General features: G+C 65.4%; 19 protein-coding genes. 5 read left to right on the top strand and 14 right to left on the bottom strand.

The features are described from left to right. Positions 1-23 precede the first annotated feature (23 nt). The 3 genes from LL06_RS03450 to LL06_RS03440 form a co-directional block, all read right to left on the bottom strand. Positions 24-836 carry an IclR family transcriptional regulator gene (locus LL06_RS03450; RefSeq protein ID WP_035522211.1) on the bottom strand — a complete coding sequence of 271 codons (813 nt, stop codon included), beginning with the start codon at positions 834-836 and terminating at the stop codon, positions 24-26. Positions 837-991: 155 nt separating this feature from the next. After that, a complete protein-coding gene (locus LL06_RS03445) occupies positions 992-1,753 on the bottom strand; it encodes a crotonase/enoyl-CoA hydratase family protein (RefSeq protein WP_035522209.1) in 762 nt (253 codons plus the stop codon). A 15-nt stretch (positions 1,754-1,768) separates the two neighbouring features. Beyond that, complete coding sequence (locus LL06_RS03440; protein ID WP_244447037.1) at positions 1,769-2,899, bottom strand: acyl-CoA dehydrogenase family protein; 1,131 nt, start codon at positions 2,897-2,899, stop codon at positions 1,769-1,771. 452 nt (positions 2,900-3,351) lie between these two features. Here LL06_RS03440 and LL06_RS03430 point away from each other — a divergent pair, with 452 nt between their 5' ends. After that, positions 3,352-4,920, top strand: a complete 1,569-nt coding sequence (locus LL06_RS03430; RefSeq protein ID WP_035522203.1) for a long-chain-fatty-acid--CoA ligase — start codon at positions 3,352-3,354, stop codon at positions 4,918-4,920. A gap of 85 nt (positions 4,921-5,005) precedes the next feature. On the opposite strand, the gene LL06_RS03425 is transcribed toward LL06_RS03430, so the two are convergent. The 11 genes from LL06_RS03425 to LL06_RS03375 all read right to left on the bottom strand — a co-directional run bounded on the left by LL06_RS03425 (position 5,006) and on the right by LL06_RS03375 (position 15,917). After that, complete coding sequence (locus LL06_RS03425; protein ID WP_035522201.1) at positions 5,006-5,401, bottom strand: nuclear transport factor 2 family protein; 396 nt, start codon at positions 5,399-5,401, stop codon at positions 5,006-5,008. Positions 5,402-5,511: 110 nt separating this feature from the next. Then, positions 5,512-7,161, bottom strand: coding sequence for a thiamine pyrophosphate-binding protein (locus LL06_RS03420; protein WP_035522198.1), 1,650 nt, complete (start codon positions 7,159-7,161; stop codon positions 5,512-5,514). A gap of 142 nt (positions 7,162-7,303) precedes the next feature. Then, on the bottom strand, positions 7,304-8,305 hold the full coding sequence (locus tag LL06_RS03415; RefSeq protein WP_081963622.1) for a branched-chain amino acid ABC transporter permease: 1,002 nt from the start codon (positions 8,303-8,305) through the stop codon (positions 7,304-7,306). Further along, entirely contained in the window at positions 8,298-9,152 is an 855-nt protein-coding gene (locus LL06_RS03410) for a branched-chain amino acid ABC transporter permease (protein ID WP_035522192.1), read from the bottom strand. The genes LL06_RS03415 and LL06_RS03410 overlap by 8 nt, the downstream gene beginning before the upstream one ends. A 4-nt stretch (positions 9,153-9,156) precedes the next feature. Continuing rightward, entirely contained in the window at positions 9,157-10,338 is a 1,182-nt protein-coding gene (locus LL06_RS03405) for an ABC transporter substrate-binding protein (protein WP_035522190.1), read from the bottom strand. Positions 10,339-10,360: 22 nt separating this feature from the next. Continuing rightward, a complete protein-coding gene (locus LL06_RS03400) occupies positions 10,361-11,068 on the bottom strand; it encodes an ABC transporter ATP-binding protein (RefSeq protein ID WP_081963632.1) in 708 nt (235 codons plus the stop codon). Beyond that, the gene (locus LL06_RS03395) at positions 11,061-11,792 is read right to left on the bottom strand and encodes an ATP-binding cassette domain-containing protein (protein WP_035522187.1); all 732 of its coding nucleotides are present in this window, start codon (positions 11,790-11,792) and stop codon (positions 11,061-11,063) included. Before LL06_RS03395 ends, LL06_RS03400 begins: the two co-directional genes overlap by 8 nt. Before the next feature lie 309 nt (positions 11,793-12,101). Beyond that, the gene (locus tag LL06_RS26255; protein ID WP_052161166.1) at positions 12,102-12,512 is read right to left on the bottom strand and encodes a hypothetical protein; all 411 of its coding nucleotides are present in this window, start codon (positions 12,510-12,512) and stop codon (positions 12,102-12,104) included. Continuing rightward, complete coding sequence (locus LL06_RS03385) at positions 12,509-14,125, bottom strand: GMC family oxidoreductase (RefSeq protein ID WP_035522184.1); 1,617 nt, start codon at positions 14,123-14,125, stop codon at positions 12,509-12,511. The genes LL06_RS26255 and LL06_RS03385 overlap by 4 nt, the downstream gene beginning before the upstream one ends. Continuing rightward, on the bottom strand, positions 14,122-14,940 hold the full coding sequence (locus LL06_RS03380) for a crotonase/enoyl-CoA hydratase family protein (protein WP_035522182.1): 819 nt from the start codon (positions 14,938-14,940) through the stop codon (positions 14,122-14,124). The genes LL06_RS03385 and LL06_RS03380 overlap by 4 nt, the downstream gene beginning before the upstream one ends. Then, positions 14,937-15,917, bottom strand: coding sequence for a nitronate monooxygenase family protein (locus LL06_RS03375; protein WP_035522180.1), 981 nt, complete (start codon positions 15,915-15,917; stop codon positions 14,937-14,939). Before LL06_RS03375 ends, LL06_RS03380 begins: the two co-directional genes overlap by 4 nt. Positions 15,918-16,399: 482 nt before the next feature. Here LL06_RS03375 and LL06_RS03370 point away from each other — a divergent pair, with 482 nt between their 5' ends. The 4 genes from LL06_RS03370 to LL06_RS03355 all read left to right on the top strand — a co-directional run bounded on the left by LL06_RS03370 (position 16,400) and on the right by LL06_RS03355 (position 20,643). Continuing rightward, a complete protein-coding gene (locus tag LL06_RS03370; RefSeq protein WP_035522178.1) occupies positions 16,400-17,566 on the top strand; it encodes a CaiB/BaiF CoA-transferase family protein in 1,167 nt (388 codons plus the stop codon). Beyond that, positions 17,556-18,350 (top strand): enoyl-CoA hydratase-related protein, encoded by a 795-nt coding sequence (locus LL06_RS03365; protein ID WP_035522175.1) that lies wholly within the window; start codon positions 17,556-17,558, stop codon positions 18,348-18,350. The genes LL06_RS03370 and LL06_RS03365 overlap by 11 nt, the downstream gene beginning before the upstream one ends. Before the next feature lie 68 nt (positions 18,351-18,418). Continuing rightward, positions 18,419-19,483, top strand: a complete 1,065-nt coding sequence (locus LL06_RS03360; protein ID WP_035522172.1) for an acyl-CoA dehydrogenase family protein — start codon at positions 18,419-18,421, stop codon at positions 19,481-19,483. A gap of 11 nt (positions 19,484-19,494) precedes the next feature. Next, complete coding sequence (locus LL06_RS03355; protein ID WP_035522169.1) at positions 19,495-20,643, top strand: acyl-CoA dehydrogenase family protein; 1,149 nt, start codon at positions 19,495-19,497, stop codon at positions 20,641-20,643. Positions 20,644-20,657 lie beyond the last annotated feature (14 nt).

Raw genomic sequence — 20,657 nt, 5'->3', positions numbered from 1 at the left:
GCGACCCGCCTTGGGGGACCTCGCTACAGGTCATCGCCGACACGGATCTCCGCGATCAGATGCGCGACAGACTGCAGGTCTTCGGCAATGTCGCGACGCTGCCTGTCGCCCAATTGATTGACGAACGACGTGGCGCTGAGGACCGCATCGGCATGCTGGTGCCGGTTGAAGATGGGAACGGAGATCGTCGAGATACCCGAAGAGAAGCTCCCGTCATCGATCGCCCAGCCCCGGTCCGCGGTCGCGGACACCTCGGCCATGAACTGCTCGAACGTGAAGGGGCTGTCCCATTTCACGCGCGAGAAGAAGTGCAGGGTTTCCCGCGTGGTCAGGCCGCCAAAGGCGCCGAGGACCCGCCCCATTGCGCCGGCCAGCAACGGAAACCGCGACCCCGGCTCGATGTGCACCCGAACGGCCGAGCCGTGATCGACATAGTCGACCACCACCATGTTCTTGCCCGAACGCCGCCAGACCACGAGCGTCACCTCGTAATGCTGGGCGAGCTGTTCCAGCAAGGGCGCGACGACACGCAGCGCGCCGCCATGTCCGAGATAATGCCGGGCGATTTCGACCAGGCCGTAGCTTAGGCCATAGGTTTTCGTCTCGGGGTCGAAATCCAGGATCTGTTCGTTGACGAGCGTCTTGAGGATGTTGAAGCAGGAACTGACCGGGATCTTGAGTTCGCGGGCGATCGCCGTCATGCGGTGCCGCCGGTGGTTGGCGGAGAGGCTCTCGATCACGCTCGTGGCGGCAACCACCGCGCCGACCTGCTTGCGTCCGTCGGCAATGGTATCGACCGGCATCAGCACGCCGTCGACCGATTGCTTGACATTCAAATGGGAGTTTTGATCCAAGGCACTAACCACCTGCTACCCGCTGCGTATCCGGATGTATATCCTGATGCCCGCTGGACACAAGCCCGGCCGCCGGATCCGCACTCCCCTATCGTGCCGGATCGATCCCGAATTCCCCGCAAGGCTGGTGGTGCGCTCTATTTTCCCTGCCAGTTCGGCTTGCGTTTTTCCGCGAAGGCCGTTGCGCCCTCGCGCGCGTCGGCCGAGGCAAAAACCACGTCGGTGATCTTGGCCTGGCGGGCAAACACTTCGTCGGTCGTCCAGTCCTGCTGCTCGCGCATGACCTGCGCGCAGGCCTTGATCGCCAGGGGTCCGTTTGCGGCGACGCGGGCGGCCAACTGCTTTGCCGCGGCGAGCGCTCCGCCGGGCTCGGCCAGCTTGTTGACGAGACCGTGGCGTTCGAGATCGGCCGCCGTCACCGTATCGCCGGTCAGCACCATTTCCGTGGCGATACGGGGCGGCAGCAGGCGCGGCAAGCGAACCAGGCCGCCCGCCGTGGGGGCCAGCCCGCGCTTGACTTCCGGCAGGGCGAATTTGGCGTCCGTCGCCGCCACGATCATGGAACACGCCAGGGCGATCTCGAAGCCGCCGCCGACCGCGTAGCCCTCGACCGCCGCGATCACCGGCTTTGTCATCACGCGGCGCGCGATGCCGCCAAAGCCGCTGCCCTCGAGACCGACGATCTCCCCGCGCAGAAAGGCCTTCAGGTCCATTCCGGCGCAGAACGTGCCGCCGGCGCCGGTGATGATGGCGATGCGGATGTCGTTGCGGCTGTCGACCTCGTCGAGCGCGTCCGAAATCCCCTGCGACACGGCGCGGGTCACCGCATTCTTGGCCTCGGGACGGTTAATGGTGATGATCGCGACGCCGTCTTCGACCTCAAACAACACTTCCTGCATGCGACACTCCTCGTTTCAAAGCGATCGGGCGATGATGATCTTCATGATTTCACTGGTGCCGCCATAGATGCGGAACCCGCGCGCGTCCCGGTACATTTCGGCGATCGGGTATTCCCGCATGTAGCCGTAGCCGCCGAAAAGTTGCAGACAGGTGTCGATGATCTCGGCCTGGGTCTCGGTCGCCAGCAGCTTCGCCATGGACGCCGTCGGGGCGTCCAGCCGCTTCTCGACCAGGAGCTGCGTGCAGTACTGGACGAACACCTTGGTCTGCGTCGCCTTGGCCACGCATTCTGCCAGCTTGAACTGGGTGTTTTGCTGCGCAAAAAGCGGCTTGCCGAAGGCCTTGCGCTCCTTCACGTAGGACATTGTGTGCTCGAGCGCGCTTTCGATCATCCCCATCGCCAGCCAGGCGATGACCATGCGCTCCTGCGGCAGGTTCTCCATCAGCATCCGGAAACCCTGTCCCTCCGATCCGCCGAGCAGATTCTCCACCGGGACCCGCACGTCGGAGAAGAACAGCTCGCTCGTGTCGCGGCTCTCCTGCCCGAGCTTGTCCAGCAGCTTGCCGCGCGAGAAGCCTTCAGCCTTGTCGGTTTCCACGACGAGAAGCGAAATGCCTTTGGCGCCCGCTTCGGGATTAGTCTTCACCGCGACGACGATGATGTCTGCGTGCAGCCCGTTGGAAATAAAGGTCTTCTGCCCATTGATGACATAGTGGTCGCCGTCCCGGCGGGCCACGGTGCGGATGCCCTGCAGGTCCGAGCCGGCCGCCGGTTCGGTCATCGCCACGGCCAGCAGTTTCTCTCCGGTCGCGGCCTGTCCCAGCCAGTGGGACTTCAGTTGCTCGGTGGCATGCTCGACAATATAAGGCGCGACCACCGCATTGTGCAGCGGAATGGCAAATCCGGTGGCGTCTCGCCGCGCGAGTTCCTGCATGATCACGACTTCATGGCGGAAATCGCCGCCGCCGCCGCCATAGTGCTGGGGTATGGAGACCCCGAGCAGGCCCGCCTCGCCGACCCGTGTCCAGACGTCGCGCGGCACCGTGCCCAGGTCACGCCATTTGCGCACGTCCCCGTCAGAGACTATGGAGTCAAAACTGCGCTGAACCGAAGTCTCGAAGATATTCAGCTCTTCATTGTCCATGAAGTCCGGTTTGGGTATTTTTATTACAGGCAAGAAGACCACCTTTAACTCTGATTGACACGCTCTTTCGGGCCCTGCCCCAGGCGCTCAGCCTGAATGATGCGAGCACCATGGCCGGCGTCCGGCGCTTCGCGCGACGGCTCGGGTCCAGGGCGGCCAGACTTCCGCAATGCCCGCGCATTCGAAAATTCCCCGGCACCCGCCTGATCCATCCCGCCCACGCGCCCCATCGCCGCCGGTCAAGTTCCAGCCTATCAATAGCGTGGCAAAAGTTTTCCTGCAACGAATTGTTTTCGAAATGACGAAGATTTTGAACCTCGGCACATCGATGGAATCAGGGGAAATTTCCTCATATACGAAGCTCTATCGGTATGGGAAATTGATTTGGCGTTTCGTCATACGTATGCTAGGGACCGGGCATTTGAGATGCCGGTTCCGGTTGAGGAGGAAATATGGAAGCCCGTGGCGAACTGCCGATCACAACCCTCGTTGAGCTTTCGGCCTACAACGCCCAGGATCTGGGCGACAAGATCGCGCTTGTCTTCAAGGACCGGCACACCAGCTTTGCTGCCTTCGACGCCCACACCAACCAGATCGCCAACGGGCTGATCGCCGCCGGCCTAAAAAAGGACGACCGGATCAGCTTCCTGGGACGCAACAGCGACCATTACTTCGAGCTTCTGTTCGGCGCGATGAAGGCCGGCATTGTGGTCGCGCCGATCGGATGGCGTCTGGCCGAGCCTGAGGTCGTGACGATCTTGCGCAACAGCGAGGCGCAACTGCTGTTCGTCGAGAGGGAATTGCTGCGTCCCGCCTACAGCGACGACGGCCTGCCGTTCATGCGCGCCATCATGCCTGTCAACGACGCCGACGGCGCGTTCATCGCCTGGCGCGATTCCCAGTCCGCGGACAAGCCCGCCGTCCGCATCGATCCCGAAGACGTCGCGGTGCAGATCTACACGTCCGGCACCACAGGCGCCCCCAAGGGCGCCATGCTGACCCACGCGAACTTCGTCAAGATGCGCGCGATCATGTCGACATCGGGCGGCGAGGCCAACAAATACTACCCCGACGACATCGCGCTCCTGGCGATGCCCGTCTCCCATGTGGGCGGAACGGCCACCGGCATCTGGGCGCTCTATGGCGGGATCAAATCCATCGTCGCGCCGCAGTTCGCGCCCGACGACGTCATCGGCTTCATCCGGGACGAGGGCGTGAACAACTTCTTCCTGGTTCCCGCCGCCCTGCAGACCATTGCGCGGGACCCGCGCGCCGCGACCACCGATTTCAGCCGGATCCGGGCCATTACCTATGGCGGGAGTCCGATTCCGCGCAAACTGCTGGCGGAACTGTTGGAGGTCTTCGGTTGCGGCTTCATGCAGGGCTATGGAATGACGGAGACCGCGGCAACGATCGTCGTCCTGCTGCCGGAAGAACATCTTGGCGACGCCCCGAAACTGAATTCCTGCGGCAAGCCCCTGCCCGGCGTGAAACTGCAGATCCGCGGCGTCGACGGCACGATCCTGGCGCCGGGCAAAGTGGGCGAGATCAATGTTCTCTCGCCCGGCAACATGAAGGGATACTGGCGCGATCCGGAAGCAACCGCGAAAGCCCTCGACAAGGATGGATGGCTGGCCACCGGCGACGCGGGTTATCTGGATGAAGACGGCTATCTCTACATCAGCGACCGCGTGAAGGACATGATCGTCTCCGGCGGCGAGAATATCTATCCGGCCGAAGTGGAGAACGCCATCTACGGGCATCCAGGGGTGGCCGAGGTCGCGGTCGTCGGCGTGCCATCCGAGCGGTGGGGAGAGGAAGTCAAGGCCGTCATCGTCCGCAAGAGCGGCAGCGATGTCACGGCCGAGGACATCATGGCCTGGGCGCGCGAGCGCATCGCCGGGTTCAAGGTGCCCAAAAGCGTCGATTTCCTCGAGGCCCTCCCAAAAAGCACGGCCGGGAAGACCCTCCGGCGCAACATCCGCGCTCCCTATTGGGCGGACAGAGAGAAAGTGATCTGAAGCGCCGCGCGCAGGCCCAGGCGCGGCCCGAGTCCCCTCGAAGCCGTGCTTGCGACCGTCGAGCCGGGACCGGGGACCGGCCGCCCTACTTCGAGCCCCCGGGCGCCGGCACGGCCGAGGAATGCCACAGGGCAAACTTCCAGCCGTCCGGCGTGCTGATCCAGACGTCGGAATAGCGAAGCCTGAGATTGGTCGTGGCGCCCTTGCTGACGATGCACATCCTGGCTTCGCCGGCCATGTAGACAGTCGTTCCGTGCAGCCTGGACTGGACGGCATCGCGCTCGATGCTCCGATAGCTGTAGGTGCGGTTCCTGAATCCGTCTAGGAACCCGGCCTTGGTGTCGATCAGACCGTTGGAATGGGTGTAGATCAGGCTGTCGTCCAGAAGGGCCTCCAGGGCAGCATCGTCGCCTTCGATCAAGGCCCTGTGGCGGGCGTCTTCCAGCCGGTTGACGTCTTCGATCGGATCGCGGCCAGTCATGCTGTTTCCTTCCTTGCGCGTGCGGAATGGGACCGGCCAAAGGCATCGGCCCTGGTGGGTCAGGGGCGCCTCCCACGGAAACGCCCCCGCTGTCGGCAGGGCCGGAAAGGTCAGTGCGCCGCAGCCGGCATGTGGTCCGGATCGACATGGAGATTGATCAAAAGCGGCGCCTTGCGGTTGCGGATGGCTTCCGCGGCGGACGGAAGGTCTGCCGACGAGCGCACGGTGATGCCCTCTCCCCCAAGCGCGATGGCGACCGGCGCCAGATCCGGCCATTCGAACAGCGACAAGGAGGGGTCCATCTGCTTGTTGCGGAACTGGATGTGTTCGGCGCCATAGCCGCCGTCATTGACGACGATGACGATCAGGTCCGACTTGTGCCGCACGGCGGAATTGAACTCGGTGAGGCCGCCGAGCATGAAGCCGCCGTCGCCGCTCACGAGCACGGTGGGCCGCCCTTCGGCCGCCACCGCGGCGCCCAGGGCCTCGCCCATGCCGAGACCGATGCAGCCGTAGCCCGCGCCATAGACGAAGGACCGCGGATGCTCGACCTGGAAGATGCGCCAGGCCTCGAAAATGAAGCGGCCGGCGTCGGTGGTGACGACGCGGTTGTCGGGAATGGCGGCATTGAGATAAAGCAAGGCCTCGCGTACATCGACGCATCCTTCGGCACTGTGGCTGGACGCCTTGGGGTCCAACTTGTAATCGGCAATCCGGGCCGCCAGCTCGGGCGTGCGGAACCCCGACGGCGGGATTTCCGCCATATCGAGCCAGCCGACAATGGCCTCCGCCGTCAGTCCCGGATCGCCCACCAGCCCGGCATCGGGCTGGATGTTCTTGCCCACTTCGGACCGTTCAAGATTGACCTGGATGACCCGCTTGCCCGCGAGCAGGGCGCCGTGCGACGCGGTGTACTGGTTGAGGCTTGCGCCGAAGGCGATGACGCAGTCGCTCTCCATGATGACGTCGACAGCAACGGGGTTGCTCAGCGTCCCGAAAACGCCCAGGTTGAACGCCTCGCCGCGGAACAGGTCGCGGCCACGCAGCGTTGTCGCCAGGGGCGCTTCGATCCGTTCGGCGAGCTTGAGCACGGCGGCGCGCGCCTCCGGCTCCATGCATCCGCGTCCGGCCAGCACGATCGGCCGCTTGGCGGCGGCGATGATGCCCACGGCATTGTCGAGCTCGGTGCTTGAGGGCACCACCGCACGGTCTTCATAGAGCCGGTGGACGACCTTCCTGTACTCGACATCGCGCCACTGGAATTCGGCCGGCATGTTGAGGACGATCGGGCGCCGCTCCAGCGCCGCCCGGCGGAACGCGGTGGCGACGTCTTCCGAAACGGTGGACGGCGCGCGGAGCTGCTCGAAGCCGGCGCCCGTGGACTGGATGAATTCGCGCTGCGGCACCTTCTGGAGATGCTCCTTGTCTTCGACGGCGGTGTCGCCGCACAGAAGAACAATCGACACCCCGGACTTGACCCCCTCGACCAGCGCCGTCAGCGTGTTGGTCATGGCTGGCCCGTGGGTGACGGTCGCCACGCCGACCTTACCGGAAACCTGGGCGTAGCCGATGGCGGCCAGGACCGCATTGGCCTCGTTGACCACCGGAAAATAGCGTCCGCCATAATCGCGGATGAAGCTGTCGACCATGTAGAGATTGGCGTCCCCGATCAGCCCGAACATCGTGCCGCCGCCATTGTCCAGCACGGCCCTCGCAATGGCCGAGTGGACCTTCATCCGGCTGGTATCGGTGGTTTTCATAGTCTTTCCTTTCAACGGTTTGGATACAAGCTGGATGGACCTGCGGCAGGATCGGCGAGCCGCTGACGCCAAACCCGCCCTGTTATACAGCGCGCGCGCTTGGCCGCCAGCGACGCCGCGACGGCGGTGTGTCCGAGCGGGTTCATTTGGCCGGTTGCTCCAGGGGGGCCGGCTGCACCTTCTCGCGCGCTGGCGCACGTCCGGCGCGACGGAGATAGGCGCCGAACGAGGCCAGGCCCCGCGGCAGGAACACGATGACGACGAGCAGGATGGCGCCATAGGTCATGACCCGGACCTGGGGTTGGAGATCGAGCACTTCCGGCAGCACCGTGATCAGCGTCGCGCCGAGCACGGGACCCCAGAGCGAGCCGATTCCTCCCACCGCCAGGATCACGAAAGCCTGGAAGGACGAGGCGGCAAAGCTGAACGGTTCGGGCGAGATGTACTGGATGAAGAAGGCATAATAGACGCCCACGGCCGCTGCGATCGCGCCGGAGATGGCGAAGGCGCCAACCTTGTAGCGCATGGTGGAATAGCCGAAGGCCCGCGTCTGCAGGTCGTCGGACTTGATGCCGCGCAAGACGAGCGCAAACGCCGTGGTGCGAAACCAGGCGAACCAGATCAGCAGCGCCAGCGTCAGCGCGCATCCCAGCAGGTAGAACCCGCTGTTCTGCGACAGGTCGATCGTCACGGGTCCGAAGACCATCGGCGCCGGCCGGACGATGCCCGCGAGCCCTAGCGGCCCGCCGGTCACGGCGACCCAGTTGTTCATCACGTCGGACGCAATCATGCCGATGGCGAGCGTGGCGGTGGCGAAATGAAGCCCGCGGATGCGCAGGATGATGGGTCCTATCGCGGCGCTGATGACGGCGCCGATGACGGGCATGACGAGGAGCGGAACGATCAACGGCTGGCCCAGGCGAACGGCCATGAAACCGGCGCCGTAAGCGCCGAGACCGAAAAAGGCGCCGATTCCCATGTGATAATAGCCGGTCAGCCCGAGCGGCACGTTGAGGCCGATGGCCAGCATCGACCAGATCATGATGGTCATGCCGATGGTCAAGGCATAGCCGCTGCCATTGATGTAGATGGCCGCCATCGCGGCGACGAGCACGACATATCCAAGCCAGTCGATCCTAGGCATTCGACCGCCCTCCGAACAAGCCGTTGGGCTTGAGCAGCAGAACCGCCAGCAACAGCACGAACCCGAAGGAATTGGTGTAGCCGGACGACAGGAAGCTGCCGCCGAAGGACTCCACCAGCCCCAGCAGCAGGCCGCCGAAGAACGCGCCGGAAATCGATCCCATTCCCGCGAAAATGATCACCACGAAGGACTTCAGCGACATGATGTGTCCCATGCTGGCTTGCGCCGGGAACGCCATCACGTACAGCCCTCCGGCGAGTCCCGCCAGACCGGAGCCGATGGCAAAGGCCATCGCCTGGTAGTAGTCGACAGGAATGCCCATCAGCTTGGCTGCGTCGGGCCGCAGGGACATCGCCCGCATGACGCGGCCCGCCGTGGTCTGCCGGACGAACAGCTCGAGGCCGATGGCCGCCAGCAGCGCCGCGGCGATGATGATCGCCCAGGTGACGGGGACATAGGCGCCGGCGACGAGGAATGTCATGCTCGGTGCGCCGGGCACCGTGCGCGCCTCGTCGCCCCAGAGCTGGATCGCCGCCGCCCCGACGATCACGACGATGGCCATCGAGATCATCAGTTGGCCGATTTCGCTCTTGTCCTTGACGCGGGAGAACACCCCCACGGACAGGACAAGGCCGAAAGCCGTGGCGACAACGACACCAAGCAGGATTGCCGGAAGCAGCGGCAGGCCGAAGCTTGTCACAGACATCAGGGTCAGCATGCCGCCGAACATGACGGCCTCGCCATGGGCAAAATTGGGAACGCGGACAACGCTGAAGATCAGCACCAGCCCCATCGCCGTGAGGGAATAGACCGACCCCTGAGCGAGACCGTTGACAAGCTCCTGCATGGTTTCACTTCACGAATGTGAGAGGAACGAACTTGCCGTCCTTCCACTGCCGCACGACAGTGACGAACTGTGCCTGGCGGTCCTTGAACAGCAGATCGCCGTCGTAGGGCTTGATGGGCGTCACTGCCTCGGGAACGTCCGACACTTTCAGCACATCGAGGGCCGCCTTGATCGCAGGCACGTCGGTGGTGGTGCCGGCATGCTCCATCGCCCGGGTCAGAATGAAGACCGCATCGTAGGCGCTGACGGACAGCAGTCCGGACGGCGTCCCGAAGCGGGCCTGGTAGGCATCCTCGAACTTCTGTGCGGCCTCCTTGTTGAGGTCTCCGGCGATGAGATCGCTCACGACCGGCGCCACGACCTCGACGACACCGTCCATCGACTCGGCGGCCTGCGCATTTTCGACATCCGTTGCCGACATGCCCGAATTGGTCACGATCGGGCCGGAATAGCCGAGCTCCCGCGCCTGCTTCACCAGCCGGGCGACATCGGCCGGGTAGCCGCGCAGCACCAGCACGTCCGGATTGTTCCGGCTCATGGCGGCAATCTGCGTGGCGAACTGGGGATTGCCGGAGCCCCATTCCTCCTCTGCGACGATCTCGACGCCAGCCGCCAGCAGCCCGGCCTTGAGGGCGGGCACTTCGTTGACGAGGCCGGCATTCTTGTTGTCGACGCCGAGCGCAACCCGCTTGAACTCCGGATTGCCCGTCACGAAGCTGACGATGGAATCGGTGTATTGCTTGGACGTGACGCGCGGCCGGTAGATCGACGGATTGTCGGTCAGTCCCGGCAACAGCGAAGCGGTGACCATGACGATGACGTCGGTCCGATCCTTGATGATCGGGGAATAGGCCGCGGAAATCGAACTGGTGCCGCCGCCCATGATGAAGCTCGGCGCGCCCAGCCCGAGAATTTTCTGAACGGTGGCGACGCCGGCGGACGTGTCGGTGCGATCATCGTACTGGTCGATCTGCAGCGTGTAGTTCACGCCGCCAATGGTGACGCCGCCGGCTGCATTGATCTGTTCGCCCGCCAGTTGGACCGCGTTGGCCTGCGGCACATAAACGGCCGATGCGACGCCGGTCAGCGATTCCATGTCGCTGAGTCTGAGCGTATCGGCATGGGCATGACCGGATGCCAGCAGAACGAAGACCGATCCTGCTGCAAGTGTGAAAATGTTCCTCATAATCCCTCCCTGGATTTCAACGTTAGTGTCCTGCGTAGGCTTTCATCAGGTCCTCCTGGGTCAGGCTTTCCGTTTGACCCTTGAGAACGATCTTTCCTCCGACCATGACATAGGCCAGGTGGCACACCTCCTTGGCGAGCATGGCGTTCTGCTCGACCATCAACAGGGCGATGCCCAGACGTTCGCGCACCGTGGCGAGCGCCTCGATGAGAGAATCGACAACCACCGGTGCCAGCCCAAGGGTGGGTTCATCGATCATCAGCAGGCGCGGCGCGGCCATCAGTCCGCGGCCGATCGCCAGCATCTGCTGTTCGCCGCCCGACATGGTGTCGGCCGCCTGCCTGAGCCGCTGGCCGAGCTTGGGAAAGATCTCGAGGACCTGCTCGCGCAGCTCCCTGCGGCGGTGCGGCGCCGCATAGCCGCCGAGCCAGAGATTTTCCTCCACGCTCAGTCCCGGGAAAACCTGGCGCCCCTCGGGCACATGGACGAGGCCGCTGCGCACGAGGGCTGCGGAGGTCCACCGGCTCGCATCCTCGCCATGCACAAGGATCGCGCCCGACTGGGCAGGCAACAGGCCCGAGACAATCTTGAGGAAGGTCGACTTGCCGGCGCCGTTGGGGCCGACAAGCGCCACGCCTTCGCCGGCGGCGACGGCGAGATCGATATCCCGCACGATTTCCGAGCCGCCATAGCCGCCTTTCAGGCGTTCGATCTTGAGAATGTCAACCATGGGCCGCCACCGCATAGCGTTTGCCCAGATAGGCGATCTGCACGCCTTCATCGCGCGCCGCGACATCTGGGCGGCCGGTGAAGATCGGCGTTCCCGAATCCAGCACCAGGACGCGATCGCACAAGGCCATCACCGAGCCGATATTGTGCTCGACAAGTCCGATGCCGACCCCGGCATCCCTGAAGCTGCAGATGATCTGCGACAGGCTCACGATCTCGGCTTCCGAGACGCCGGAGAACGGCTCGTCGAGCAACAGCACCTTCGGCCTGCACAAGGCCGTCGCCGCAAGATTGACGATCTTCTGGATGCCGTAGGCAAGCAGATCCAGTTCCTGATCGAGACAGGACTCCAGATTGCACAGCTCGATGATCTGTTCGCGGGTGAAACGGCGTTCGCCCGCGTGACCGTGCACATGTTCGGCAAGGCGCAGCAGCTCGGCAACCGTGAGAATCTCGCTGGGGCGGACGTTCTGAAAGCTGCGGATCAGTCCGGCCCGCGCGCGCGCCGGCAAGTCGAGGGAGGCAATGTCGCGGCCGGCCAGCATCAGGCGGCCGGCATCGCTCGAAAACGCTCCCGAGACGACATTGATCAAGGTCGACTTTCCCGCCCCGTTCGGCCCCAGAATTCCAAGGATCTCACCTCCCGACAGGCTGAAGCTCACATCGGACAAGGCCTTGAGACCCCCAAAGCGCTTGCTCAGGCCGGTCGCCTCCAGTACTGCCACAGCTCTCTCCCAAAGCTAAGCATTCCCCGGCTCTAATTTTCTAAATGCGATAGAGTTCCGAGATGGTGATATTATTGTATCGCGGCTGCATGACCGCAGTGACACAAAAATGAGAAAAGAGAATTGCCGGAATTAGCGACATGTCTCTCCCCTCAACGGTTATCAAGGCCGTGCCGGGGCGCAGCCGCACGCCTTCGCGCGGGTGTTTCTTGATCAGCTTGGGATTCAGGCCGGATGCCCTGATCGGCAGTCTGCCGTGACACGCCGGCAGCGGCCATGGCCGATCGGCGCATGCCGCTTTCGGGCCGCTCAGACGGAGCGATAGATGTGGCCGCGACGGATGACGGGGTCCAGCAGCGCGCCAAAATCATCCGGTGCATCGGTCGCAACGGGCCGTCGTTCCGGCCCGGTATAGCCGAGCAGCCGGCGCACCGGATCGGACATGTAGTAGCCACCGGCGACGGCCAGCGCCAGGGCGGCAAAGCCCTCCTCGTCCTCGGCCCGGATCTTCCCGATGGCGGCTTGCGGATCCTGGGTCGCGGCGACGCGGCAGACCCTGAGCAGATCGCCGACGATATCGGAGCGCAGATTGGCCACCCGGTCCAGCAGATCGTCGGCCACGCCGACGCTGGTCGCCGACGGCATGCCCTCCGCCTCCGGAATGAGGATGTCGGCCAGGGCGCCAAACACCTGGCGCTGCTCGGCGGTGAACCGGCTCATGCCGCCACCTTCTCGTTGCGGCGATTGGCGATCAGGTGCTGCACGCAGCGCGCGGCCAGCGCGCAGATGGTTGCGGTCGGGTTGACGCCGCCGGAGGTCACGAACAGGCTGCCGTCATAGATGTGCAGATTGGGCACGTCATGGGTCCGGCCGTAGGCGTCGGTCACCGCGCGCGCCGGATCGTCCCCCATCCGCGCCGTGCCGAGCAGGTGGCCGCCGCTATGAGGGGTGACGGCGACCTTGAGGGTTTCCAACGCTCCGGCGGCCAGCATCGACTCGGCGGCCCGGTCCATGTGCCAGGCCTTGAGCCGCTTTTCGTTCTCGCCGATGCGGTACTGGATCTTCACGCCCGGGACACCGTCGCTGTCGGTCATTTCGGTGTCGAGCAGCACGCGGTTTTCGGGATTCGGCAGATCCTCGCCGACGATGGACCAGACGGCGTTGCGGCCAAGACGGCGCATCTTGCGATGCATGGCCGCGCCCCAGCCCCGTTCGAGCGGCGCGCCGGCGAGGCCCGAATGGATCGACAGCGGCCCGCCGCTCGGCATCAATGCCCATTTGGCGCCGCGCACGAAGCCGCGGGATGCGTCGGTCTCATAGAACTGCATGGAATAGATCGACATGCCGCCCGGCCCGACCCAGCTCTCGATGGAGTCCGGGAACGTGCCGACCACCGCCGAGACCGGGTGCAGCATCAGGTTGCGGCCGACCAGGCCAGTCGAATTGGCGAGGCCGTTTGCGAAGCGCCCCGACCGGGAGAGCAACAAGAGCCGCGCCGTCCCGATGCCGTTGGCGCACAGGATGACCACCTTGGCTTTCTGCACATGCTCGACACCCGAGCGGTCGATATAGACCGCGCCGGTGGCCAGCCCGTTGCCGTCGATGAGGATCTCGCGCACCCGCGCTCCGGTGACCAGGCGCGCGCCGGCGGCCATTGCATCCGACCAGAACACCCGGCCGGCCTCGGCCTTGGCCCCCTCCGGACAACCCTTTGAACACACGCCGAGGCGAACGCAACTGGCCAAATGCCGGTGCGGTCGCGAGGGCATGCCGTTCGATCCCGGCCACCAGTGCCAGCCGAGCTTGTTCATGCCGCGGGCCAGATGCTGTCCGGCAATGCCGATCGGAAAGGCGGGATTGGGATAGCGCATCGGCGCGGGATAGGCGGGATCGCCGTCATGGCCGGACACGCCCATGGCCGCTTCGGTCTCTTCATAGAAGGGCAGCAGGTCCTCGTAGCTCAGCGGCCAGTCTTCGGCGACGCCATCAAGCGACCGCACGCGAAAATCGGACGGTGCAAGCCGATGCCAGTTCGCGCCCCACAGCACGGTGGAGCCGCCGACGCCATTGTACATGGCGACGCCGACATCGGAGCCGCTTTCATCGAGCGGATAATCGGCCTCGATCAGCCGGTGATTGGGGCTCCAGTGCCAGCGCTGGCGGTCCATCAGCTCGCCTTCCGGCTTGTCGCCGTGGAACTGGTCCGGAGAGGTCCATTCCCCCTGTTCCAGGCAGACCACGCTGAAGCCGGCCTCGGCCAGGTGCTTGGCGGCGATGCCGCCCGAGGGGCCGGCGCCGACGATCAGCACGTCATGGTCGCTCGAGACGCTCATCGGCCCTTGAACTCCGCGGACCGCTTCTCCACGAAGGATCGCAAGCCTTCTCTAGAGTCTTCGCTGTTTGTCAGCACCGCCTGGGCCGGCTTCGTCGCCTCCAGGGCGGCGCGTTCTCCCTGATGCACATAGACCAGCGCATTCGCCTTCGTGGCCTGCACGGCCAATGGCGCGTTGGCGGCGATGAGCGAGGCGATGGCGATGGCGCGGTCAAGCTCGAGACCGGCGGCCACCACTTCCTGCGCGATGCCGATCCGGTAGGCTTCGGCGGCGCCGAACTCGTCGCAGGTGAGCAGATGATACATGGCGTTGCCCCACCCGCCGCGCTCGACAAAGCGGTTGATGCCGCCCGCGGACGACATGATTCCCCGCTTGGGCTCAAGCTGGGAGAACCGGCAATCGTCTGCGGCGATGATAATGTCGCAGCCCAGGATGAGTTCGAGGCCGGCCGTGAAGGTGACCCCCCGGGGCGCGGCGACGACCGGCTTGCGGCACCTTATCCAGCGCGACCAGGGATCGACCTTGTCCATTTCGATCGGCGAGCGGCCGTCCGCCAGGAGGCTCATGAATTTGGGCAGGTCGAGGCCGGCCGAGAAGCACTTTCCGTGACCGAAGACCACGCCTGCGCGCAGCTCCGGATCCTCGTCGAGCGCGACATAGGCCGATTGCAGTTCGGCGTGCATCTTGGGCGTGAAGCTGTTCATCTTCTCCTGCCGGTCAAGGCCGATCAGCAGGACATGTCCCCTCTGTTCGGTGGTGACGCGACCTTCGGGATGGCGTTCGCCATTGGGTTTTGAGCCAAACCACTCGCTCATTGCGCTGCCTCCCATCCTGCTGCGGCCTGCAGCATCTCATCCCGCGCGGAAAGATATTCCCGGGCCATGCGCGCGACCAGCTCGGCCGCCGGCACCACGGCCGACACGGCGCCGATCCCCTGCCCCGCGCCCCAGACATCCTTCCAGGGCTTGGGCCCGGTGGCGCTGCCGCCGTAATTCGTCTTGGCCGGATCGGGCAGATTGTCGGGATCAAGGCCTGCGGCGACGATGGAGGGCTTGAGATAGTTCGCGGGCACGCCGCTGAACACCGGTGTATAGATGATGTCGTCGGCCGCGCCCGCCGTGATCATGGCCTTGTATTCAGGCGCCGCATTGGCCTCCTCGGTTGCGATGAAGGCGGAGCCGACATAGGCCAGATCGGCGCCCATCGCCTGGGCCGCGAGCACCGAGCGACCGGTGGCGATCGCGCCGGACAGCGCCAGGGCACCGTGAAACCAGGACCGCAATTCCTGGATCAGGGCAAAGGGCGAGAGCGCGCCCGCGTGGCCGCCGGCGCCCGCCGCCACGGCGATCAGCCCGTCGGCGCCGAACTCGGCCGCCTTGCGGGCGAATTTCAAGTTGACGACGTCGTGGAAGACCAGCCCGCCATAGCCGTGGACCGCCTCCATGACCTCTTTCCTTACCCCCATGGAGGTGATGACGATCGGCACCTTGTGCGCCACGCAGGTCGCCAGATCGGCTTCGACGCGGTCGTTGGACTTGTGCACGATCAGGTTGACGGCAAAGGGCGCTGCGGGCCGGGCCGGATTGGCGCGATCATGAGCGGCCAGATCCTCCTCGATCTCGGACAGCCACTCATCCAGCACCGCCTGCGGACGCGCATTCAGCGCCGGGAACGAGCCGACGATGCCCGCCTTGCACTGCGCCTTGACCAGCGCAGGCTGGGAAACGATGAACATCGGCGCGGCGATGACCGGCAAGCGCAGACGACCGGCGAGCGAGTCAGGCATGGGCATTGGACTTCTCCGGTACTCTGTCCGCACAACCGGCGCGACGGCGCCGTGCGAACGCGATTGATCCCCCGTTTGAGGGCCGCCCCGTGGGGGGCCTGCACTTTTCTGCGCGGGATTTCGCCCGCACGCCGCGTCCCGGGAATTCGGAACGATGGCGGCCGCTTCATCGCCGCTCGGCGCCCGCCGCAGGTCCAGACACACTGGGCCGGGACCGTCATTATCACAGTGATGGCTTTCGTCCAGAGTTTTTTCATTACGAATGTATAACGCAAATAGGAATTTTATATGTGGAGATCACACATAACCTCAATGATTACAATGGCTTCCGCACCCAGTCCGTCATGTTGGCCCAAAACAATTTATTCTCAATATCGGATTTTCCTCGCTTGAGGGAAATTTTTAGGTTAGCTATGACAGGCGTCAGCGGCTGGCAGGGCGGAGAGCATCCGCGTGACCGGCAGGGGTGAATGTGAGGGAGGCTGGATTTGTCTGGTCCATTGGACGGCATCAGGATTCTGGAATTTGCCGGTATCGGGCCGGGGCCGTTTTGCGGCATGATGCTGGCCGACCAGGGTGCGGAGGTCATCCTCATCGAACGGCCGGTGCGCACGCGCCGGGGCGCCGCCAATCTCGACATTCTCAACCGCTCGCGCAAGTCGATCGTGCTTGATCTCAAGCAGCCCGCAAGCCTGGAGGTTGTGCGCAGGCTGGCTCGCGGCGCCGACGGCCTGATCGAAGGTTTCCGGCCCGGCGTCATGGAGCGGCTTGGCCTCGGTCCCGATGTGCTGCTCGCCCAAAATCCCAGGCTCGTCTATGGCCGCATGACCGGCTGGGGCCAGACCGGACCCGATGCCCACCTGCCCGGCCACGACATCAACTACCTGGCCCTGTCGGGCGTGCTTGACGCGCTGGGCCGCGCCGGCGACAAGCCGACGCCGGCCGCCAATCTGGTCGCCGATTTCGGCGGCGGCGGCATGATGCTGGCCTTCGGCATGCTCGCCGGCATCCTCTCCGCCAAAAGCACCGGCAAGGGCCAGGTCGTCGACTGCGCCATGACCGATGGTGCAACGCTGCTTTCCGCGATGATCTGGACCATGCGCAGCCAGGGCCGCTGGAGCGGCAAGCGCGGCGAGAACCTGCTCGACACCGGCGCGCCGTGCTACGACACCTATGAGACCAGCGACGGCCGCTACATGGCGGTCGGATCCCTGGAGCCGGAATTCTACGCGGTCTTCTGCGCGCGCATGGGCCTCTCCGACCATCCGGATGCGCAGCGCCAGCTCGACCCGGCGGTCTGGCCGCGGTTCAAGCGGACCCTGGCGGAGCGCTTCCGCACGAAGACGCGGGACCAGTGGGTCGAGGTGTTTGCCGGAGCGGATGCCTGCGTCACGCCCGTGCTGGCGATGGACGAGGTCATGGACCACCCGCACAACGCGGCCCGGCAGCCGCTGATCGAGGTCGACGGCGTGCTGCAGCCGGCGCCGGCGCCGCGCTTCATGGGCTCGCCCCCGGTGCGGCCGCGCATGCCGCAGACCCGCGGCGAAGACGCCCATGCGATCCTGGCCGCGGCCGGCTTCGGTCCGGCCGAGATCGCGGAACTGCAAAAGAGCGGAGCCCTGGGTCCGATGGAGGTCGTCACCGATGCCGTATGAAGCAATCACCCTGGACCAGAACGGCGGCGTCGCGACGCTGACGCTCAACCGTCCCGAAGCCCTCAACGCGCTCAACATCGCCATGCTTTCAGAAATCCGGCAGGCGCTGGCCGTGCTGGCGGAGGACAAGAGCGTTCGCGTGCTGGTGGTGCGCGGGGCCGGGCGCGCCTTCTGCTCCGGAGCCGACATCGCCAAGGGGACGGGCGCCAACCGGGGCGACGCGCCCTTCGACGCCGGCCTGATCCTTGAACTGCAGGTCAACGCGCTGATGCTCGAGCTGGCGGATTTTCCGGCGCCGATCGTCGCCGCGGTCACCGGCGCCGCGGCCGGCGCCGGCTGCGCCCTTGCGCTCGCCGCCGACCTGGTGGTGGCCTCCGATTCGGCCTATTTCCTGCTCGCCTTCGCCAGGGTCGGGCTGATCCCCGATGCCGGCGCCACCTGGATGCTGCCGCGGCTCATCGGCAAGGCCCGCGCCACCGAGATGATGATGCTGGGCGAGCGGGTGGGCGCGGCCCAGGCCGTGGCATGGGGCCTCATTCACAGATCGGTGGAAGACGAGGCCCTGGACAAGGAGGTCGAGGCGCTGGCGCAGCGTCTCGCCAGCGGCCCGACCGTTGCCTACGGCCTGATCCGCCGCGGCCTGCATGCCGGACTGCAGTCCAGTTTCGCCGAAAGCCTGCAGGGCGAGCGCGAGGCCCAGCGCGTGGCCGGCACGACGAAGGATTTCGCCGAGGGAACCTCGGCCTTCAAGGAAAAGCGCGCGCCCAGGTTTGAAGGGCGCTGAAGCCGCCACACCCACGGAAAGACGACCGACATGGACATCCCCAATCCAGGCAAGCCGGACCACAGCGCATGAGCGATACTCTTCAGATGCTGCTCGACACGACCACACGGCTGTTTGCCGAGCTCTTCACGCCCGCCGACCTGCACAGGGCGGCCCACGGCGAGTGGCTGGCCGACAAATGGCAGGCGCTCGAGGAGTTCGGCCTGCCAATGGTACTGGTCGGCGGTGCCGACGGCGAGCTCGGCATCGACACCGCGGAGGGCCTGGCCCTGCTCCGGGCCGCGGCGAGCTTCGCCGTGCCGCTGCCGCTGGCCGAGACCGTCTTCGCCAATCATCTTCTCGACCTTGCAGGCATGAAACCGGCCGCAGGCCCTGCATCGATCGCGCCGGTCCTGGCGCAGGACAAGCTTAAGCTGGAACCGGTCGAGGGTGGCTACAGGCTCAGCGGCGAAGCCCATGCCGTGCCCTGGGGTCGTTTCGCAAACACCATGGTGGCCGTGGCGCACCTGAACGGCAGGCCGCATCTGGTGCATGTCGACGCCGGCGGCTGGACGGTCGGCGAACAGGGCCGTACCCTGTGCGGCTTTCCGGCGGACCGGCTGGACTTCGCAGCCGTCCTCGACAAGGCCCGCGTCCAACCGCTCGGCGATGAACTGCCCGAAACCATCCTCCGCAGTGGCGGGGCCGCGCTGCGGACCATCGCCATCGCAGGCGCGCTGCAAAAGGTGCTGGAGATCACCATCGGCTATGTCGGCGAGCGCAGTCAGTTCGGACGGACGCTGTCCAAGTTTCAGGTGATCCAGCACGACCTGGCCAGGATCGCCGAACAGGCCGTCGCCGCGGGCGCCGCGGCGGAACTGGCGGCGGAAGCCTTTGTCGACGGGTTCGACCCGATGCGGATCGCCGTGGCCAAGTCGCGCGCGGGCGAGGCCGCCGGCATCGCCGCGCCGCTGGCGCATCAATTGCACGGCGCCATCGGCGTCACCGAGGAATACCAGTTGCATTATTTCACCCGCCAGCTCTGGGCCGGCCGCGACGAGTTCGGCACCGAGCGGGAGTGGAACGAACTTGTCGGCCGCGCCGCCCTGCAGCAGGGGCCTGACGGCCTCTGGCCTTTCCTGACCGCTTTGTGACGAGACCCAACATGCACACTTTCCGCTTCCCAAGCCCGCCGCACTCCGCCGCCTCCGAGAGGCTGCGCGGGGAGGTGCGAGACTTCCTCGCCGACGCGTTGCGGGACCGACCGGCACTGGCGCGATCCGATTCCTGGAACGGCTATGACGCCGCGTTCAGCCAGGCGATGGGATCCCGGGGCTGGATCGCCATGACCTGGCCCAAGGCCTATGGCGGACACGAGCGCAGCGCCTTCGAGCGCTACGTGGTCATCGAGGAAATGCTCGCCGCCGGCGCACCCGTCGCGGCGCACTGGATCGCCGACCGCCAGAGCGGCCCGCTGCTCTTGAAGTTCGGCACCGAGGAGCAGCGGCAATCTATCCTGCCGCGGATCGCGCGCGGAGACTGCTACTTCTGCATCGGCATGAGCGAACCGGATTCGGGCTCGGATCTGGCCTCCGTGCGCACCAGGGCCGCGCCGGTGGAGGGCGGCTATCGCATCAACGGCACCAAGCTGTGGACGACGAACGCGCAGAACTGCCACTACATGATCCTGTTCTGCCGCACCAGCGGCTCGACCGAGGACCGGCACAAGGGCACCAGCCAGTTGCTGATCGATCTCGCGTCGCCCGGCATCACCATCAACCCGATCATCGACATGGCCGGGCAGCATCATTTCAACGAGGTGGTGTTCGAGGACGTGTTCGCCCCCTCCTCCGCGCTGATCGGCAAGGAGGGCGAGGGCTGGGCGCAGGTGACCAGCGAACTGGCGCTCGAGCGCAGCGGGCCGGAGCGGTTCCTCTCCTCCTTCACGCTGATGCGCGAACTGGCGCTGGCGCTGGGTCCCGCTCCGTCGGAGCATGGCGCCATCGCCTTCGGCCGGCTGGTCTCCCATCTCACGGTGCTGCGCCGGCTGTCGCGCGGCATCTCGGCTCTGCTTGAAGCCGGAGAGAACCCGCAACTGGAGGCCTCCATCGTCAAGGATCTGGGGGCCAGTTTCGAACAGGACATTCCGGAGATCGCCCGGCAACTGGTGGATTCGGCGCCGACGGAGCCTTCGACGCAGGCATTTTGCGCCGTGCTGGCCCACACGCTTCTCAACGCCCCGACCTTTTCGTTGCGCGGCGGCACCCGTGAAATCCTGCGCGGCATCATCGCCCGCGGCCTTGGACTGAGATAACGGAGAACAGACCT

The sequence above is a fragment of the Hoeflea sp. BAL378 genome (genome assembly GCF_000759435.1).
GTDB lineage: Bacteria > Pseudomonadota > Alphaproteobacteria > Rhizobiales > Rhizobiaceae > Hoeflea.
Note: the sequence above shows the minus strand (reverse complement) of the source record. Positions and strands in the feature narration are given on the sequence as shown.

Excerpts from the sequence above, each read along its gene's own strand:
- LL06_RS03445 (WP_035522209.1), bottom strand. The coding sequence starts at position 1,753 with ATGCAGGAAGTGTTGTTTGAGGTCGAAGACGGCGTCGCGATCATCACC.
- LL06_RS03440 (WP_244447037.1), bottom strand. The coding sequence starts at position 2,899 with ATGGACAATGAAGAGCTGAATATCTTCGAGACTTCGGTTCAGCGCAGT.
- LL06_RS03430 (WP_035522203.1), top strand. The coding sequence starts at position 3,352 with ATGGAAGCCCGTGGCGAACTGCCGATCACAACCCTCGTTGAGCTTTCG.
- LL06_RS03425 (WP_035522201.1), bottom strand. The coding sequence starts at position 5,401 with ATGACTGGCCGCGATCCGATCGAAGACGTCAACCGGCTGGAAGACGCC.
- LL06_RS03420 (WP_035522198.1), bottom strand. The coding sequence starts at position 7,161 with ATGAAAACCACCGATACCAGCCGGATGAAGGTCCACTCGGCCATTGCG.
- LL06_RS03415 (WP_081963622.1), bottom strand. The coding sequence starts at position 8,305 with ATGCCTAGGATCGACTGGCTTGGATATGTCGTGCTCGTCGCCGCGATG.
- LL06_RS03410 (WP_035522192.1), bottom strand. The coding sequence starts at position 9,152 with ATGCAGGAGCTTGTCAACGGTCTCGCTCAGGGGTCGGTCTATTCCCTC.
- LL06_RS03405 (WP_035522190.1), bottom strand. The coding sequence starts at position 10,338 with ATGAGGAACATTTTCACACTTGCAGCAGGATCGGTCTTCGTTCTGCTG.
- LL06_RS03400 (WP_081963632.1), bottom strand. The coding sequence starts at position 11,068 with ATGGTTGACATTCTCAAGATCGAACGCCTGAAAGGCGGCTATGGCGGC.
- LL06_RS26255 (WP_052161166.1), bottom strand. The coding sequence starts at position 12,512 with ATGAGCCGGTTCACCGCCGAGCAGCGCCAGGTGTTTGGCGCCCTGGCC.
- LL06_RS03385 (WP_035522184.1), bottom strand. The coding sequence starts at position 14,125 with ATGAGCGTCTCGAGCGACCATGACGTGCTGATCGTCGGCGCCGGCCCC.
- LL06_RS03380 (WP_035522182.1), bottom strand. The coding sequence starts at position 14,940 with ATGAGCGAGTGGTTTGGCTCAAAACCCAATGGCGAACGCCATCCCGAA.
- LL06_RS03375 (WP_035522180.1), bottom strand. The coding sequence starts at position 15,917 with ATGCCCATGCCTGACTCGCTCGCCGGTCGTCTGCGCTTGCCGGTCATC.
- LL06_RS03365 (WP_035522175.1), top strand. The coding sequence starts at position 17,556 with ATGCCGTATGAAGCAATCACCCTGGACCAGAACGGCGGCGTCGCGACG.
- LL06_RS03360 (WP_035522172.1), top strand. The coding sequence starts at position 18,419 with ATGAGCGATACTCTTCAGATGCTGCTCGACACGACCACACGGCTGTTT.
- LL06_RS03355 (WP_035522169.1), top strand. The coding sequence starts at position 19,495 with ATGCACACTTTCCGCTTCCCAAGCCCGCCGCACTCCGCCGCCTCCGAG.